The sequence below is a fragment of the Halobacterium hubeiense genome (genome assembly GCF_001488575.1).
GTDB classification, from domain to species: domain Archaea; phylum Halobacteriota; class Halobacteria; order Halobacteriales; family Halobacteriaceae; genus Halobacterium; species Halobacterium hubeiense.
Window position 1 is genome coordinate 34,707 of record NZ_LN831304.1, and the last position, 15,572, is coordinate 50,278.

A 15,572-nucleotide genomic window follows, 5' to 3' on the forward strand; every position below is an offset into this window, starting at 1 on the left:
GGCCCGAACGGCCGTCGCGACGGGTTTTATCGGGCCACTGTTCGTCGAGAGCGAGTATGGTCGTCGTCGAGGAGGTCACAAAACTGAGCGAGCGCCGTACCCAAACCTCGTCCGAGGTATTTCCGGATGATTCGTTGGCGTCGATTCGGGAAGCCGTCGAGGCCGTCCCATCAAGCATCTTCGACGGCTCGACGAAACACACGGAGGTCGGCGGCTTCGATGCCGCGATCGCCGACGAGCTCTCGCAGTACGAGTACGAAGGGGACGCCGCCGGCGGCTACAACCCGAACTGCAAGCTCTGGTCGCATCAGGGGTTCAACTACAGCGTCGATCTCTACGACGCCGACGCCCGCATCGCCATCGAGGTCGAGAAGAGCGAACGGAAGAACGTCAGCGACGATCTCCTCAAGTTCCAGAAGGGGTACCGCACCCAGAAGGACGGCCGTCCGAAAATCGAGTTCGGCTGTCTGGTGGTGCCGGTGAACTACCTTGGTCGGCATAACCTCTACCAGCACAGCCTGACCAAGCTCGACTTCATGAAGGGCGTCCTGTTCATCGACGACGTCGCCGTCATCGGCTATCACGACCCGCGACCGGACTGACGCTGTCCGCCCTGACTGTTTGTCGGCGCCGGGAGGCGTGCAGCGCGCGACAGTGTGCGCTGCGTGACTCACCATGCCTGGTCCCGATCCGCACGACGACACGAGTCGCGACTCCGAACAGTTCGAGAAAGAACTGCTCGCCCAAGACCGCGACGTCGCCGGCGGCGACACGGCGGACGTCGACGACAGGACGGCCCAGAACCTGATCAACGACCTCGTCGACGCGGACGTCGTCACTCCGGTTCCCGAGGACCAAGTTCTGGTTCACGAGCCAAGCGGCACCACGTTCGACTCATCGACGCAGCTGGCCGTCTTCCATCGCGGCTGGACGGTCGGCCGTGACGCCGACACGGAGGGCGAGTGATGCAGCAGACCCTTGTCGGCTGTGCGTTTTGCGACGCGCCGCCCGGTACCGAGACTGGCGAGGCCCACACCTGGGGGCAGGACGAGCGGGTCACCCACCCGATCTGTGTGGACTGCGCCATTCAGACGGAGCCGGATCCCGACGAGCGCGATCACGTTGCCTGTGACGGTTGTGGACTGGTCGTCGACACGCTCGCAGCGCTCACGCGGTTCCGGGTCGAACTCGGGCATCTAGAAGGCCCGGTACAGCTGTGCGCCCGCTGTAGTCCGGGCGGGCTCGCGACGTACTGGACGCGCGAACTCGAGGAGCATCTCGTCGCGACGCCGGCTGAGTGACCCAAACACTTTTTACTGTTTCGCTGTAAACTGTAATCAAGAACGAATCGTGTCACGCACCTCAAACCGCGCCGACGGCGACATCGTCCAGGACTTCCTCTCGGTCGCCGATCTCCTCGAGGAGCCACAGCTCGCCCAGCTGTACGCGTACCTCGCCCGGGAGAGGGAAGCGACCGTCCAGGACGTAATGGACGACCTCGAGCTCGCACAGGGAACCGCTTACAGCTACGTCAACCGGCTCGTCGACGCCGGCGTCGTCGACGTCACCGACGACGAGCAGCCGCGCCGGTACGCAGCCCGAGAGATCGACCTGACCGTGACGACGGCTGCGGGCGACCGCGAGTACACGATCACGCCGTCGCTCATCGACGCCGTCGGCCGCCGCGAGACGGACGCCGACATCGATACCTACATCGACCGCCACGGCGTCGCCGGCCTCGCAACGGCGCTCACCTACTCGGTCGCCCGCGAACGCGGCGAGGTGACCCACCGGCTGATGGCCGAGGATCTGGACATCTCGCCGCTAGCTGCGGAGATGATCCTGCAGGCGCTACGCCCCGTCGCCCACGAGCACTACGACATCGAGGAGGCAGGGGCAGGACTCGACGAGTTGGATATCGACGACGACGGCGCTGACGACGCGTGAGCCGGCTCCACATCGCCGACACCGGCCTGTTCGTCGCGATGGGACAGCCCTCGAACAGCCGCTACCAGGCTGTTCGCCGATTCGCTCGCCGGAACGACATCACCTTCGTCCTGCCCGAACGGGTGTACGAGGAGTTGACCATCGAGGACCCCGACGTTGAAGCGCCACCTGTCGACGCCGCGATCGACGAGGGCTGGGCGACGGTTGCGGCGCCGCTGGAGTTCTCCGAGCCTGTCGTCTCGCGGGTGATGGACGGGGTCCAGCGGTACATCGCGAACGCCGATGACCGACCCGCCGACGAGGTCGAGCGTGCGGACGCCGCCCTCGCCGCCCTCGCTGCCCAGCATCTCAACGCGGGGAAGGCGACCGAGGTGTACATCTACACGACGGATATCGCGGCCGGCGAAGGCGCTGAAACCGTGCTCGCGAGTGAGGGCTACGGGGACTCGGTGACGTACGTGAACGGGTTCCGGTTCATCGAGGACCTGGTCGCCGGCGACAGCTGACGCTACTCGGGGTCGAGGTCACGGGCGTCAACGTCGCCGGCGAGATACTGCTCTCCCGTTCGCGTGATATCGTAGACGCCGTTGCCGAGGTGGACGAGGAGGCCGTATTCGACCAGCGTCTTGCAGCGGGCATTGATGTGTTGACGGGAGAAGCGAACCCGATCGCTGTCCGCCATCTCCTTCGGGGTATCGGGACCGGCTTCAGCGAGATGCTCTAGAATACGGTCATCGGCGCGAGACATCCAGTCGGCGTCAAAGCGCATAATCGCTTGTGGTTGCGCCGACGCTATCCCGAACGCGATAAGTCAATTAGCAAAGCGATAAGCTTCTGTGGTTGACTTCACGCATTTTATACGACTGGTATCCTTAGTCACAAGCGTTCAGATGCATTCTCCATCAACCGGCCGTTCGGGCGGGCCAAATGATCTCCTCCTCGAGATCGTCGAGACACTGGAGGCGTGTGGACTCGAGGATGATTCCTATCAGCTTCAGGAGTACATCGATGTCGGGGCGCTCGAACAATTGGTGGCTTCGTCTGATGGGGATATCACTGTCCAGTTCACCGTCGAAGGAATCCGGCTCGATGTGTCACCAGAGGGTGTGGACGTCCTCGTCGAGGCTCATTCTGGAACCCCTGAAGAGTAGCGGTCCCCGTTCTGAGTACCTAGTTCCTTCCTGAAAGCCCTCGGCCGCTCGACGTCCCGCGACCGCCGCTGCGCGCCTCGTGCCTGCGGTGCTTGCGGGGTCGGGGGACGGCCGAGACGGCCTCGCCCTTTCTGAGTCCACCAGGACAGTGGAAAGCCCACCGAGCGACGTAGCCGGCTGAACAGGGGCGTACGTGACGGCCCGCCCCGCTCGCCGCTGCCGCCCTCCGCGTCGCTCGCGACCAGAGATGTGTCAAAATACAATCGTTATAACTTTAACCCGGGAAGGCTGAATTGCTTAGCAAGGAGAATCAGGGAGCAGATTCCCATCTCGTTCCCACTGCGTTCACAAGCCGAAAAAGGGGTCAAAATGCCACAAGAAATCGTCTTTGAGGAAGAAAGGCGCGAATACGTCCTTGATGCACTCAATAGAGGTGTTGATGACGAAGGGTTCGTCGTCGATTCCGAGGGAGAGCGAGTTTTAGCCACTGACGGAGAACCGATCAAAGCAGAGGATATTGGATATATCGGGCACGGATCTACCGACTTCGTTCGCGACGATATCTCTCAAATTCGAGAATATCTCCACGAATCGGACTAATCTGAATGTGCAGCTGGGACAATTTTCTGGAGAATCTCTTCTCAGGTAGCGATAACAGTAATGACACAGAGAATGGAGATGAGGACCAATCCCCAATAGCCGATGACGACTCTCCGTACAAGTACTCAACTGGAGAAACACTTGACGCGGATCAATCGCCAGAAAGGCCGGAAGATCTTCCGGATCAATCGCAGTATGATGTCGTCGCTATCGCAGCACTAGACGACGGTCGGATTTTTGAAATCGATACAGTAAACGAGCGAGAAGTCCTGTTCATTGATCCCAAAAACGCAGGTGCGGCGCGTCAATCCGACGCCAAGGCTGCCATCCGAGATGGTAAAGAACAGACGGGTGGACTATCGCCGCCGGAGTCACATCCACTTATCGCGGCATATCACGGAGGGGGTGAAGAATATATGGACTCACTCGAGGAGTTCTACGAACGAAAGGTTCCTACCCGCTTCGTGGAAATGATCAAAGACGCTGCGCTATTACGCTATGCCGAGACCTACGACAATCTCTCACTCTTAGACGTCCGCGAGCGGAAGGCAGAGATGACTAAATATGGTGATGAAGCTTTAAACGCTGCTTCATTCTGCTCAGCAGGATTCTTCGACTTTAACGGCCTGTTCCAAGAAAAATACCGAGAGCGTGTTCTCAACGGTTCGGACACAGAAGACGATTATCGTGATGCCTTCATCCAGACTGTCCGAGCGGCCCCTTTCGTCGTATTTGTAAAAAGCGACCAACAAGGGGCCTATTACACAGATGACGAACTGGAACCGTACGAACAAGTCTACGACGATGCCCTCCAGAAGTCTCGACACATCGATGAGTATACTTGGGACTTCGAGTACATGCAAATTCGAGGTACTGGGCCCAGTACACATCCCACTGTTAGAGAGACCTGCCGATATTTTAGGGATAATCACGAGAACCTGGATTACAGCCTTGAAGAAGAAGAACGTGATCTTGTATTCAAATTCGATCCGGAAACGCTCTAACACATAATGTCGTATCTTCGAGATGCACTTCAGATTATTAATGACGATACACCGGTCTTTGCCTTTCTGCCGGTGGCCAACGTCACCTATCTACTCATTCTCGAATACGAAACGAAAGTGTTCGTGGGAGGACTTATTGTAACATTCCTCTCGGCATTTCTCTATTTGCTTATTGATCAGGACCCAACGTATGATGACTATACAAATGGAGTAAGAGCCATTTTCGTAATCTGGCTTATTCTCTATGCCGAGAGCATCCGCAGGCTCTTCTTAGAATTTGAACACAATCTCGTTTTCCCAGAGATTCTTGTTTTCATCTCCACGACATTCATTAGTCTAGTCGTTTGTGATAAAATCCTCAAAGATAGGCTAGATGATTATTCTGGAGTGATTTGACATCACGGCCCAAGAGAGGTGTTTTTGAGCGCCTGCAAAGGGTGCAGGCGCAGTCGGTCATGCCTGCACAACACAGGTGATTCCAGATGCTATACCACCAACAGCGACAGGTGAATCCGAAGCCGGAGGCGCGATGACCGATGTCGGTTGAATTGGACGAGATCAAGCAGGCCGAAGCTGAACTGGAGGAGTGGCTAGTCGAACAGGCCGAGAACGGTGTTGCGGAAATCGTCCTGATCGGGCTTCTTCGGGACTACGCGGACGACATCGAACACCTCGGTTACGTGCCGCGAATGTGGGGCGAGTCAGAGCAATGAGGCGAACCAACACCTTCGAGGTCGTCCCGCAATCGGAGCGGGCCGACACCGTCCTTCGACGCCTCCTCGATGCGTCAGCGAGCCTCTGGAACCAGTTGACGTATGCGCGCCGACAGCAGTTCTTCGCCGGCGAGAGCGTCTGGGATTGTGAGAACTACTACGACGAGTACGTCGACATCTTGGGGTCAGCAACGACACAGCAGATCACCCGCGTCAACGACGCCGCTTGGCGGTCGTTCTTCGAGACGGTCGAGGAGGCCGACCAGGAGGTCAGCCCGCCGGGCTACTGGGGAAACCGAGACGACGGGCGCGACCTGCGGACCTACATCCGCAACGACACCTACACGACCTCTTGGGGCGAGCGCTCCCGGCTCGAAGTTCCCATCGGCAGCCAGCTCAAAGACGAGTACGGCTTCGATCGGTTTGAACGGCTCCGGGTTGCTGTCCGGGGGGAGCCACACTGGCAGGGCGAGCAGGGCCGTCTCCACCTCACCTACGACGACGTCGACGAGACGTATCGGGCCCACCAACCGGTGACGGTGCCCGAGACTGAGCAGGCGACGCCGACGGGGACGGACGTCGCCGCGCTCGATATCGGCGCGAATGTCCTCGTGGCGTGTACGACGTCGGCAGGTAACCAGTACTGGTACAGCGGCCAGGAGCCGTTCCGGCAGTTCCGCGAAACCACCGAGCGCATCGCCGACGCTAAAGCGAAGCTGCCGGATGGACAGGAGACCAGCAATCGAATTCAGCGGCTCTATCGGAAGCGGTCCCGCCGGCGCGACCACGCCGTAAACGCGCTCCTTCGTGATCTGGTCGAGCGACTCCACGACGACGGCGTCGAAACCATCTACCACGGCGATCTCACCGGCGTTCTCGGCGAGTACTGGTCCGTCGAGGCGAACCTCAAAGCGCGTACCTTCTGGGCGCATCGACAGTGTCTCGACCAGCTCGCGAACGTCTGTGAGGAGTACGGCATCGAGGTGGCTTCACTCTCCGAGGCGTGGACCTCCCAGACGTGTCCGGAGTGTGGCGAACGCGAGCGGACGCGCCGACATCGCGAGACGCTGCGGTGTCCGTGTGGCTTCGAGGGGCACGCCGACCTCGTCGCGTCGCGGACGCTGGTCGAACAGGCGACGAACACCGCGGTCAGGCCGACGGCACGGCCCGTGCGGTTCCAGTGGGACGACCACCAGTGGTACCCCGTTGAGGGGGACGCGGTGGAACCCAACGAATAGCGCACAGACCCGCAAGGTTCCGCCGTGGTGTCGCCGGGACACCAGCGAGCGGGCGCTCCGTGTACGCGGAGTGGATGTCGATCCGCTGGTCGCTCGCTTTTCCAGCTGCTAGCGCTTTCAGTAATGCTCTAACTGTTGTCGGTGGAATGGGGGGTTATGTGGGTAGACATTCTCGTGGTCGCGGTCAGTTTGATCGGCTCGTTCCTAATTTCGATGTATACGGTCAACAGTAGAATCGACAAGGAACGGGGGCGTGAGATCGAGCGGTTGTACGTGGATGCGGGTGTGCAAGCGGATTTAGCCAGGAAGGAATACTCGAATGAGGTTCTCAGTGAGAACTCGACCGGGAACGACACGGTGGAGGTTCTCAGAGCACGAGCTGACGAGCTCCAGCAACATGCAGCTGAGGGTCGATATCTTGGGGTGGACGAGTCGATCTGGTCCGCTCTCAGAGATATCGGGATGAACTACCGCTGGATGGCCTCCGAAATAGAGGCTGACGAAACAACGGACTGGTCGGAGCTGACGGACCTCGAAGACGAAATGTGGGAGTTGACGGCGAAAGTATCTGAGAGTATCCCGTCCGAAACGGAGTACTCGGCGGCGCGGAACGATTGGTGGCCGTTCTGGTAGCCACAAGGCGGAAGAGCAATTTCGAGTCAGGGGCCGTTTATTGAGCTGACAAGACCCTCTATCGGCTGGCCGGTGTGTATGATACGGCTCGCACCGCTCGCCGCATTCCGCCCTCCGCGTCGCTCGCGACCGACCATTCCGGGCGGTCTGCCTGCAGTAGCGGGCGGACTGCCGGGCTAAAATGAATGTGCCCTCGACGCCAGCGGGAAAGCGCGAGGGGTTGCGCGGCGTGGCTGCTCACCCCCCACGCTTTCTCCGCTGGTCGCTCGCTCCGGGCGGGTCGGCGCGCGGTGCTGGTTGGGGCCACCTCATGCAGGCGCGCTCTCGCTCGCGCCCCGGTAGGGCGCTCGCGAAGGCGCGAGCGAGAGCGCGCAGATGGTTCTGTCGGTCGTTGTCGTCGGAAAACCGCGATGTGGTAGCATCGCGGTGTCGGCGCGTGAGCGCCTTCAGTGGTACCTTGGAGAGATACCAATGTCCAGTAACAACGCTAGCGGAAAGGTCGTTTCGGTCGATGAACAGGCATTCGAGAAAGCGGGCGGTCAGGCGGTCGATGAAGACGGCTTCCCAGTCGTCGACGAGACGCCGGAGTTCGAGGCGGCGGTCGAGCAGGAGACGCAGGCGAAGGTGGATGCAAACCACCCGGACGGGATCGCGGACACGAGCAACGAGCGGATTCACGGTGTCACCCTCGAACAGGAAGAGCGCATTCGGGCGCGGGAAGCCGAACTGGAGCGCATCAGTGCCCAGGCCGAGCTGGGAACGCAGGACGGTCGCGAGCAGCGCACGCGTGAGGTCGTCAGCGAGCAGTGTGGTCGTGACGAGCCGGCGCCGGCGGAGCGTACGGATCCCCGAGAGAAGCTGACGCAAGAGGAACTCGCGGAGGTCAATGAGCAGGCGATGCGGATCAGCGACGAAGTGCAGGGCGGCTGGTCGAGAGCGGTCGTCGCGAAGCAGCTGGCTGAGAAGGTGCAGCGCGGGCGGGACGTCACGAAGGCGGTGCTGGAGACCCTCGAGGAGTTGAAGGCGGCGCCGGGGGCGATCGTGCCCATCGCGGACGTGCCGGACGTCCCGGTCGGTGAGGTGACAGTTCAAGGAACTGTGCAGACCCTTTGGGAACCGAGCAGTAGCGCGATTCAGCAAGTCGGGCTAATAGCGGATGACAGCGGGAAAATCAAGTTCACCTGCTGGGAGAAATCCGGGCAGACGGTTGTCCGCGAAGGGCAGACAGTCAGGTTCAGAGCGGCGGCCAAGAACTGGTACGAAGGTCGGTGCTCAATCGCGCTGACTGGGTGGTCGGATATCCATTTCCCAGAGCGTGGCCGCTGGTGGGAAGCATAGCCAGCTGACGCAGCCTTCTTTTTTCTTATGAGCCGGACCGACCCGGACCCCGCCGCCCCACCCACCGCTCCGTGCTCGCTTCGCTGCGCGCGCAGCCACGACCGAGGTGTAGAATGGGGAGGTAAGTTGACCTCCTCTGGAAAGCCAATATGTAACAAGGAGAGTTTATCTGCGCCGCCGATGGGCGCAGCGCGATGTCAAATAGTTCACCCGAGACCCACGATTTCGATGCGTGGTTTACTGGCTTCTTCGACGGTGAAGGCTGTATCCGCATCGCAATTGCCGACCGTGAGCGGTACAGCACCGGCTTTGAACTTGCACCAATGCTCCGGATCACCCACGAACAGTTGACTGGAACTCTCGACGCAGAAGGATGGATTGGCGTGAAAGTAGACCAGAATAGTGAGTATCGAGTCGACCATCGACTTCAGCCGCAGATCGAGGTCACCGAAACATATCGTGACCACCTGATGGAGGCGCTCTGTGCGTACTGTGATACTCGCGGCGTGAACTGTCATGTGTCCAGTCTCGAAGCTAATGAGAACCGGAGCGATCAGTACATTTGGGGCGTGCAGGGTATCAGCAATACACGGACGCTCCTCACCCCGCTCCGCGATCAGTTCATCGTCAAGCGCGAGCAGGTCGATCTCCTCCTTGACGAGATTCTGCCCCGGATGGAGCAGGGCGTCCATCACGAGAAAGAAGGTTTTCTTGAGGTGATGTACTACGTCGACCGGTTCAACTCGTACAAAGGTGGCAGTCGAGGGAAATACACACTCGAGTATTTCGAGGATCTCTGGGGGATGAAATACACTCCCGAGTAGCTATATCGCGCGGTGGCCGCACGAGAGGAAGAGTGAGAGTCAGTAGACCGTTTTTTGTGAAGTCTCGGCCAAGACGCGTTCGTTACACTGCATAACAAAACTCGTACACAGACCGGTCAACCAACCACGCCAGAACTAGCCTACGTATAGCGATTCGTGGCCGGCAACAGTCAGCTGACGCGAAGGACACCAGTGATGGCCTGTGATGAAACCCAGACACAAACTATCATAGGTCAGTACTACACCTTCTCAGAAGAACCAACATACTCGTTCATCTTTCGTATAGCCAAGAGGACGGCTACATCCGCAGCACCAAACGCATCTCTATAGATGCTGCCCACTACTTGCTCCATCTTCTTTTTCTGCGTTCGTTTACGTTCTTCTACATACCGGGTATTTCGCCGAGTACATCCGGGAATATTCGGCGATTTCGCGGGGACTTGATGGGACGGAATGCTTGGAACTTCTTCGATCTCTCCATCAACCTCAATCTCTGCTACATGACCTTCCCTTGACCTGTACTCGTCCATTCTCTCAGCTAAACTGTCTAGGTAATCTTCGCTGCAGGAGTCATGTAACACGATGTTTTCGGCGTTGTGGAACTGCATCAGGTTCACTTCATCTACTGCTTCCCGGGACTTCAACAAGACCTGCCCTCGATAGTTCGAATCGACAGAGTAAACTCTTGGATCGTACAGGAAAAGCACTCGCTTGGGGTCAATCGGGCAGTAAATCTGCAGTCCTCCCTCCACCAGTCCTGCACCACCGCTTGACTTGAACGCTGGGTTATCCAAGACAATTGGAGTGTCAGAGAATAGAAATTCTCCACCACCTGGGTTTCGAAGCATTACTCCATCCAGATCACCAAAAACGAGGAATCCGAATATACCTTGAAGAATCATGTTTAGATGTATTCCAAGAGCAGCGGCATCAACGAGCGAATCTTGCTTATCGTCTACGCTGTCGATGTGGTCTTTCCATTCGATTCGATCATCGTATACTCCGTCTTCCATGTCGATTCTGAATCCCTCCCGAAGGATTCCGTCACCGGCATCAATATCTGCTCGTACCCGTTTGTGCCGTGTTCTTTGAGTGCCTATGAAGGAGAGAAGAAGCAGTCTTTCACGGCGATTCATCTCAGTTAGGTAATTGCCGCTTCGAAGTGCCTCTAACGGTTCTTGATGTAGTCCCTCGATTTTTTGTAGCTCTTGTTCGACGTGAGTCGCGTTGCCGTACAGATAGTCCTCAGAACAAACGTTGCTAATAGAGGTTTTGACAGGGATTTGTCCGTCCTCGATGTGGTAAACGCTGATTTTTTCGTCTTTGGCCCAACCCTGAAGGTAGTGTTTTGGGACGTAGTGCTGGTTCTTGTACTCAGGCATTCCTCTGATTGTGTTTCCGCCAGTTCTCGACGGCTTGGTCAGGGCCAGATAACTCCAGTTCGTTCTCGTACGTGACCGTGTACGAACCCTGGTTATCTTCCACCGTCAGGACGTGTTCGATTACTGCGTAATCGTTCCTAACGAACGGTCCGATGTTTTTCTCCGGTTCAATTGCTGCACTTCCCCGGTACCGTGCGGAGGAGTGCGGTTCAAGCTCCTTTCCTGTCCAGTTGGTTCGGTAGTTTTCTACCTCTAATTCGGTACCGGCGGAGTCAACCAGTTCTCCGTCCTTCCGGAATCCTTTGAGATTATGGTCGAATATTGCGACGTATGCTCCTTTCTCTCCGGTGTTCGCGATTTTGATGTGGAAGTGACCAGTCCATCGAGCACTGTCGTCGATGGAGTGGCTGCCGCCGCCGAAGCCGGCTGTCGGATCGTTCTCCTGCGGTAAGACTTCGACACCAGAACGTTTCTCCTTGTAGTGACTGAGATACAAGTTCCATGTAGTGACGCCGAGCACAGCTACACTGAGAAGTACTCCTGCGGCTTGAAGCAGGGAAACTGGCATCTCTTATTCTGATTTTGCCCGTCGCCCGTGATAACTGTTCACCACGTTCCTATGCCAGCGGCACTGAACTCTTCGAGGTTGTTTTCTCGGTGAGAAACGAAAATACGCCAAATTTACAAACCGAGCATGGTTGCAATACTTCTGAGAAACACAACAAGTGAGTAGCGGGGAGTGATGAATTTCCCTCCAGAAGTCAGGTCTCCACCGATTTATTGAACAGGCTGTTGTAATGGCTTTCGCGCCACAATTAACACCACGATATTATCAGAAATTCTCCACTACCCCCATCCGCCAAGCCAGCTCTACTCATCGGCTATTCTACTCGGCACTTCGGTGCATAGAATGCAAACACAGAACCATATTTGACTCACAAAATACCGGAATATAGTCCTGAAACCGCGAAATTCCGGCATACCTCGCCTGCTACAGATATACTAGTAGTTACTGTATTTGGAACGCCCCCTCCTCGAACCTCCCTCCGAGGAGGCGGCCGACCTATATCGAGATTCTACTAGCAGTTCTTCGCTGCACCGAGATAGATCAATCGCTAAGTACAGCGCCCTTACTGAGCGGCTGTTTCACTCCGAATCACCGGATTAAAATCCGCCTTGATGTCATGCGTCGGTTCGGTAAGTACAGACGACTAACTTTGTGTTGGAATAGAAGGGAGCAGGCAGAGCGTATCCACCCCCTATTGGTAGAGGTTGAACCGCCGGAATATCGTCCCGAGAAGGACTGCGACAGGGATTATTTCCAAGCGGCCGACCCACATGTTGATTATCAGCATCGCTTTCGCGGTGTCGGGCATTCCCGGCCCAGTGATGCCGGAGTCCAACCCAACGTTGCTCTGCGCGCTCATCACGTCAAAGATGACGTACTCCAACGGGTAGGCTGGAGACAGTACGCGGAGGAGGACAGCGACGCCGATTGCCAAGAACGTAATCCAGAGAACGAATACGACCGTTGCCTCAGTATATTCGCGTTCGGCGTGCTGCTCGCCGAGCTTGCGCTCACCGATGCGGAGGTATCGAATCGCCGTGTCCGGCCGGAACACTTCCTGAATCTGCCAGACAGTACCCTTGATGAGCGTGGCGACGCGAATCAGTTTGAGCCCGCTCGTCGTGGACCCCGCCGCGCCGCCGGTCAGCATCCCCAGACACGTCAGTAGCGTCGCGCCAGCACTCCACACCTGTTCAGTCCCGCCACCGACTGCTGCGCTCCCGAAGCCGGTGTTCGACGTCGCCGACACGAACTGGAACAGGCTCACACGGAACGTCTCCTCCAGCGTCGCGTACTGGCCGTTGGCGTACAGAATGCCAGTTAGCGCGAGTGAGCCACCAGCAAACCAGAGGAACACCCACCGCGTCTGGAGGTCCGCGTAGAAGTTCCGTAGCTCGCCCTTGAACAACAGGTAGTGAATCGGGAACGCGATGCTGCCCGCGACCATAATCGGGACCGTCGCGTACTCGATGAGCGGGCTGTCGTAGTACCCGATAGACTCCGCATGCACCGAGAACCCGCCCGTCGCAATACCAGTCATTCCGTGGTTGATAGCGTCCCAAAGCGGCATTCCAGCGAGCAGGAAGAGGAGAATCGAACCGACGGTGAGACCGACGAAAATCTTCCAAATCTCTTGGACCGTCGTGACGATACTCGGATGGATCTTCTCCGAGCGCGCTTCGCTCTCGTACAGTGTATACGATCCGCCGCCACCATTTCGCCGGAGAATGGCGACAGTCAAGACGATGACACCGACGCCACCAATCCACTCGATGAGCGACCGCCACCAGTGCAGCGACCGTGGCAGTTTCTCTTCGACGGCAGCCATCGTCAGGCCCGTCCCAGTGAAGCCGCTCATGCTCTCGAAGACGGCGTCGAGCGGATGGAGAAAGATTGCCGTCGTCGAATCCATCGGCGGCGTATTCGCCCAAACAGGGAACGGGTCAACCTGAATCGTCCACGCGATGAAGAGGAACGGAAGTCCGCCAAGAATACCGACGAGCGCCCACGAGCTCGCCGCAGTGACCATCGCATCGCGTTTCTCCGGCGGCGCTGCATCTCGGTAGCGTCGGGCCAACCCGGTTCCAATTCCACCCGTGATAACGGCAGAGGCGAGGAACGCGGGAATGGTGTAGAACTCTCGGTTGACAGCTGCCACGAGGATAGAGGCGACCATCATCAGTGAGACTGCCTGCACGATGCGGCCAACGTCGCGTGCGACCGTGTCCGTCTCAACTCTCATCGTGGCTGATTATTCGACGTTCCAAGTTGGAGAGCATCAGTTGTTAGGCTCATTCTCGTTGTCAATAGCTTCGATGCCGCGTTTCCACCGGTAGTAGAGCGAACGCATCGTCTGATCAGAGTCATGTGCCATGAGAATCGTCGCTTCACTGAGATCTGAAATTGTTTCCCGTGCCGATTGGAACACTAACTGCTCCAGTCGGGATTTCTTCTCTGGAGCCCCAATGGCCACGAAATCGTGCTTTTTCGCTTCTTGGACGATCGTATCGGTAGTATTGGATGCTTCTCTGAGCACCGTTTCGGTGCGCACACGCGAACCGAGAACGTAGTCAGCGAACTCCAGCAGATCCTCACTCTCAGCCCGTACCTCCACAGATGCATCCGGCGAGATGACGTGAAGCACAGTAACCGATGCATCGGTATAACGTGCTATTGCGCGCGCTGCTTCTGTAGCAAGAGCCGCGTGTGGACCCGCACCAACAGGCACCAATATCGAATCGATCGTCCCCACGTCCGATTCGGCAAGCGAAGCAACAGTATGCTCCGCAACGTCCGGGACATACAACGCATTTTCGCCGCCTCGTACCCCCAGATTTTCGACGAAGACGTCACACTCAGCGTCAGCTAGAATCCTCTCAATCGTACTTCGCTGCAGTAACCAGCCCTCGTCGAGGCCGGTTCCGCGTAATAACAAGACGGCTGTTTCATCCTCCTCGCCGAGAACATCCATGATGCCTTCGGTGACATCTAGGACAATCCGAACAGCTGCACTGATTCGAACACCCGGGGAAAGTCCCCGTGCCACGTTCGCAACCTCCGCTAACTGCGTTTGCCGTTCCCTGACGGTTTTGACAGCGGTCGTCGTCTCATCGTCGATTGGTTGCTCCGTATTCACGGACCGGCGAACGGTTTCGAGTGCTGCTTCGTTCGGAACCGTCTCGATTCCGAGCAACAGTACTCGACCATCGTTGTCCGCCGCAATCGCAACCGCCGTCTGGAGGAACCGCCTGACGTTGAGTCCTGTATGCGTATCAAGCAACTCGTCGGTAACCGGCACGACTACGATCGGGTCTGGTGTTTGAATACGCGGTCCGTCCCTGAGATACGGATCCGTTCCCGAGCTGGAAGACGGGCGTGAGACGGCAACCCGAACGTCTGATAGATCGGTGTCGTCGGACGGCGTCATGAGGTCGTGAAGGCGTCTGTAATCTGGTTAGTCGCTCCGTCTCTAGCAAAAATCGTGACAACGTCACCGGCCCGGATTTCAGTCTCGCCCTCCGGAATGATGAGGTCGTCGTCGCGGACGATGGCCACGATTATCGTCTCTTCGGGCAGCAGATCTTCCCTATCAGCGTCGATCAAGCTGAGGCCACCGATTGGAGCGTCCTCATCGACTGTCGCTTCGAAGATTTCGGCGTCACCAGCAATCGGCATGAAGTCACGAATTGCGGGGTGTTGGACAGCTCGGTAGAGATATTGGCCGTTAAGCCGATGCGGACTCTCAACGATTGTCACCCCCAGATCTTCGAACAGTTCCATGTGGGCGGGATCGTTGATTGAGCTCACGAGCGTCTCGACCCCATACTGCTTGCCGAACATGGTAATCATGAGGTTCACTGAATCGCTCTCAGTCGTCGAAATGAGCGCGTCAGCCTCCTCGATTCCAGCTTCAAGCAGGATATCTTTCGACGCCCCATCCGCGTTGATGACCATGCAGTCGTAAGTCGCACTCACCTCCTCAGCTAGTTCGGTGTCGCGTTCGATTACGACGACCTCGTGGTCGTCCTGGGTTGCGAGGTCGATGACGGTACTTCCGGTACGGCCTGCGCCGATGATGATTACGTACATTAGTTGGAATCGTGGTGATGGTCGGATTCAATACGCTCAGGAGAGGTCGTCTGCTGGCGGCCCTGGGACATCGAGTACCGGAGTG

General features: G+C 57.7%; 20 protein-coding genes. 14 read left to right on the top strand and 6 right to left on the bottom strand.

Annotation, left to right across the window (positions count from 1 at the left end):
- Positions 1–56 precede the first annotated feature (56 nt).
- The 5 genes from HHUB_RS14815 (at position 57) to HHUB_RS14835 (ending at position 2,453) form a co-directional block, all read left to right on the top strand.
- Positions 57–602 (top strand): hypothetical protein, encoded by a 546-nt coding sequence (locus tag HHUB_RS14815; protein ID WP_059058869.1) that lies wholly within the window; start codon positions 57–59, stop codon positions 600–602.
- A 73-nt stretch (positions 603–675) separates the two neighbouring features.
- Positions 676–966 (top strand): hypothetical protein, encoded by a 291-nt coding sequence (locus tag HHUB_RS14820; RefSeq protein WP_059058870.1) that lies wholly within the window; start codon positions 676–678, stop codon positions 964–966.
- Positions 966–1,301 carry a DUF7558 family protein gene (locus tag HHUB_RS14825; RefSeq protein ID WP_059058872.1) on the top strand — a complete coding sequence of 112 codons (336 nt, stop codon included), beginning with the start codon at positions 966–968 and terminating at the stop codon, positions 1,299–1,301. Before HHUB_RS14820 ends, HHUB_RS14825 begins: the two co-directional genes overlap by 1 nt.
- A gap of 49 nt (positions 1,302–1,350) precedes the next feature.
- Positions 1,351–1,947 (top strand): DUF7437 domain-containing protein, encoded by a 597-nt coding sequence (locus tag HHUB_RS14830; protein ID WP_059058874.1) that lies wholly within the window; start codon positions 1,351–1,353, stop codon positions 1,945–1,947.
- The gene (locus tag HHUB_RS14835; protein ID WP_059058876.1) at positions 1,944–2,453 is read left to right on the top strand and encodes a hypothetical protein; all 510 of its coding nucleotides are present in this window, start codon (positions 1,944–1,946) and stop codon (positions 2,451–2,453) included. The genes HHUB_RS14830 and HHUB_RS14835 overlap by 4 nt, the downstream gene beginning before the upstream one ends.
- 2 nt (positions 2,454–2,455) lie before the next feature.
- Here HHUB_RS14835 and HHUB_RS14840 read toward each other — a convergent pair whose 3' ends face one another.
- Positions 2,456–2,716 (bottom strand): MarR family transcriptional regulator, encoded by a 261-nt coding sequence (locus HHUB_RS14840; protein WP_059058878.1) that lies wholly within the window; start codon positions 2,714–2,716, stop codon positions 2,456–2,458.
- A gap of 121 nt (positions 2,717–2,837) precedes the next feature.
- Between HHUB_RS14840 and HHUB_RS14845 the strand changes: the two genes are divergently transcribed.
- The 9 genes from HHUB_RS14845 to HHUB_RS14875 all read left to right on the top strand — a co-directional run bounded on the left by HHUB_RS14845 (position 2,838) and on the right by HHUB_RS14875 (position 9,448).
- Positions 2,838–3,098 (top strand): HalOD1 output domain-containing protein, encoded by a 261-nt coding sequence (locus tag HHUB_RS14845; RefSeq protein ID WP_059058880.1) that lies wholly within the window; start codon positions 2,838–2,840, stop codon positions 3,096–3,098.
- A 369-nt stretch (positions 3,099–3,467) separates the two neighbouring features.
- Entirely contained in the window at positions 3,468–3,698 is a 231-nt protein-coding gene (locus HHUB_RS16880; protein WP_157534028.1) for a hypothetical protein, read from the top strand.
- A gap of 5 nt (positions 3,699–3,703) precedes the next feature.
- Positions 3,704–4,702: a hypothetical protein gene (locus tag HHUB_RS16885; RefSeq protein WP_157534029.1), complete on the top strand. Its 999-nt coding sequence runs from the start codon at positions 3,704–3,706 to the stop codon at positions 4,700–4,702.
- 6 nt (positions 4,703–4,708) lie between these two features.
- Positions 4,709–5,098 (top strand): hypothetical protein, encoded by a 390-nt coding sequence (locus tag HHUB_RS14855; protein WP_059058883.1) that lies wholly within the window; start codon positions 4,709–4,711, stop codon positions 5,096–5,098.
- Between the two features lie 140 nt (positions 5,099–5,238).
- Positions 5,239–5,415: a hypothetical protein gene (locus tag HHUB_RS17165; protein ID WP_169793428.1), complete on the top strand. Its 177-nt coding sequence runs from the start codon at positions 5,239–5,241 to the stop codon at positions 5,413–5,415.
- Entirely contained in the window at positions 5,412–6,653 is a 1,242-nt protein-coding gene (locus HHUB_RS14860) for an IS200/IS605 family transposase (RefSeq protein WP_059058885.1), read from the top strand. Before HHUB_RS17165 ends, HHUB_RS14860 begins: the two co-directional genes overlap by 4 nt.
- Before the next feature lie 156 nt (positions 6,654–6,809).
- A complete protein-coding gene (locus HHUB_RS14865) occupies positions 6,810–7,286 on the top strand; it encodes a hypothetical protein (RefSeq protein ID WP_059058887.1) in 477 nt (158 codons plus the stop codon).
- A gap of 471 nt (positions 7,287–7,757) precedes the next feature.
- A complete protein-coding gene (locus HHUB_RS14870; RefSeq protein ID WP_059058889.1) occupies positions 7,758–8,624 on the top strand; it encodes a hypothetical protein in 867 nt (288 codons plus the stop codon).
- Between the two features lie 194 nt (positions 8,625–8,818).
- A complete protein-coding gene (locus HHUB_RS14875) occupies positions 8,819–9,448 on the top strand; it encodes a hypothetical protein (RefSeq protein WP_059058891.1) in 630 nt (209 codons plus the stop codon).
- 239 nt (positions 9,449–9,687) lie between these two features.
- Here the strand turns inward: HHUB_RS14875 and HHUB_RS16285 are convergent, their stop codons facing one another.
- The 5 genes from HHUB_RS16285 to HHUB_RS14895 all read right to left on the bottom strand — a co-directional run bounded on the left by HHUB_RS16285 (position 9,688) and on the right by HHUB_RS14895 (position 15,487).
- The gene (locus HHUB_RS16285) at positions 9,688–10,830 is read right to left on the bottom strand and encodes a DUF4238 domain-containing protein (RefSeq protein ID WP_082687297.1); all 1,143 of its coding nucleotides are present in this window, start codon (positions 10,828–10,830) and stop codon (positions 9,688–9,690) included.
- The gene (locus HHUB_RS16890; RefSeq protein WP_157534030.1) at positions 10,823–11,398 is read right to left on the bottom strand and encodes a hypothetical protein; all 576 of its coding nucleotides are present in this window, start codon (positions 11,396–11,398) and stop codon (positions 10,823–10,825) included. The genes HHUB_RS16285 and HHUB_RS16890 overlap by 8 nt, the downstream gene beginning before the upstream one ends.
- 691 nt (positions 11,399–12,089) lie before the next feature.
- The gene (locus tag HHUB_RS14885; protein ID WP_059058895.1) at positions 12,090–13,640 is read right to left on the bottom strand and encodes a TrkH family potassium uptake protein; all 1,551 of its coding nucleotides are present in this window, start codon (positions 13,638–13,640) and stop codon (positions 12,090–12,092) included.
- A gap of 36 nt (positions 13,641–13,676) precedes the next feature.
- Positions 13,677–14,825 (bottom strand): universal stress protein, encoded by a 1,149-nt coding sequence (locus HHUB_RS14890; protein WP_059058897.1) that lies wholly within the window; start codon positions 14,823–14,825, stop codon positions 13,677–13,679.
- Positions 14,822–15,487 (bottom strand): potassium channel family protein, encoded by a 666-nt coding sequence (locus tag HHUB_RS14895; RefSeq protein WP_059058899.1) that lies wholly within the window; start codon positions 15,485–15,487, stop codon positions 14,822–14,824. The genes HHUB_RS14890 and HHUB_RS14895 overlap by 4 nt, the downstream gene beginning before the upstream one ends.
- Between the last annotated feature and the right edge of the window lie 85 nt (positions 15,488–15,572).

Excerpts from the sequence above, each read along its gene's own strand:
- HHUB_RS14895 (WP_059058899.1), bottom strand. The coding sequence starts at position 15,487 with ATGTACGTAATCATCATCGGCGCAGGCCGTACCGGAAGTACCGTCATC.
- HHUB_RS14845 (WP_059058880.1), top strand. The coding sequence starts at position 2,838 with ATGCATTCTCCATCAACCGGCCGTTCGGGCGGGCCAAATGATCTCCTC.
- HHUB_RS16885 (WP_157534029.1), top strand. The coding sequence starts at position 3,704 with ATGTGCAGCTGGGACAATTTTCTGGAGAATCTCTTCTCAGGTAGCGAT.
- HHUB_RS16285 (WP_082687297.1), bottom strand. The coding sequence starts at position 10,830 with ATGCCTGAGTACAAGAACCAGCACTACGTCCCAAAACACTACCTTCAG.
- HHUB_RS14870 (WP_059058889.1), top strand. The coding sequence starts at position 7,758 with ATGTCCAGTAACAACGCTAGCGGAAAGGTCGTTTCGGTCGATGAACAG.
- HHUB_RS14890 (WP_059058897.1), bottom strand. The coding sequence starts at position 14,825 with ATGACGCCGTCCGACGACACCGATCTATCAGACGTTCGGGTTGCCGTC.
- HHUB_RS14815 (WP_059058869.1), top strand. The coding sequence starts at position 57 with ATGGTCGTCGTCGAGGAGGTCACAAAACTGAGCGAGCGCCGTACCCAA.
- HHUB_RS14820 (WP_059058870.1), top strand. The coding sequence starts at position 676 with ATGCCTGGTCCCGATCCGCACGACGACACGAGTCGCGACTCCGAACAG.
- HHUB_RS14860 (WP_059058885.1), top strand. The coding sequence starts at position 5,412 with ATGAGGCGAACCAACACCTTCGAGGTCGTCCCGCAATCGGAGCGGGCC.
- HHUB_RS14840 (WP_059058878.1), bottom strand. The coding sequence starts at position 2,716 with ATGCGCTTTGACGCCGACTGGATGTCTCGCGCCGATGACCGTATTCTA.
- HHUB_RS16890 (WP_157534030.1), bottom strand. The coding sequence starts at position 11,398 with ATGCCAGTTTCCCTGCTTCAAGCCGCAGGAGTACTTCTCAGTGTAGCT.
- HHUB_RS14855 (WP_059058883.1), top strand. The coding sequence starts at position 4,709 with ATGTCGTATCTTCGAGATGCACTTCAGATTATTAATGACGATACACCG.
- HHUB_RS14825 (WP_059058872.1), top strand. The coding sequence starts at position 966 with ATGCAGCAGACCCTTGTCGGCTGTGCGTTTTGCGACGCGCCGCCCGGT.
- HHUB_RS17165 (WP_169793428.1), top strand. The coding sequence starts at position 5,239 with ATGTCGGTTGAATTGGACGAGATCAAGCAGGCCGAAGCTGAACTGGAG.
- HHUB_RS14865 (WP_059058887.1), top strand. The coding sequence starts at position 6,810 with ATGTGGGTAGACATTCTCGTGGTCGCGGTCAGTTTGATCGGCTCGTTC.
- HHUB_RS16880 (WP_157534028.1), top strand. The coding sequence starts at position 3,468 with ATGCCACAAGAAATCGTCTTTGAGGAAGAAAGGCGCGAATACGTCCTT.
- HHUB_RS14875 (WP_059058891.1), top strand. The coding sequence starts at position 8,819 with ATGTCAAATAGTTCACCCGAGACCCACGATTTCGATGCGTGGTTTACT.
- HHUB_RS14885 (WP_059058895.1), bottom strand. The coding sequence starts at position 13,640 with ATGAGAGTTGAGACGGACACGGTCGCACGCGACGTTGGCCGCATCGTG.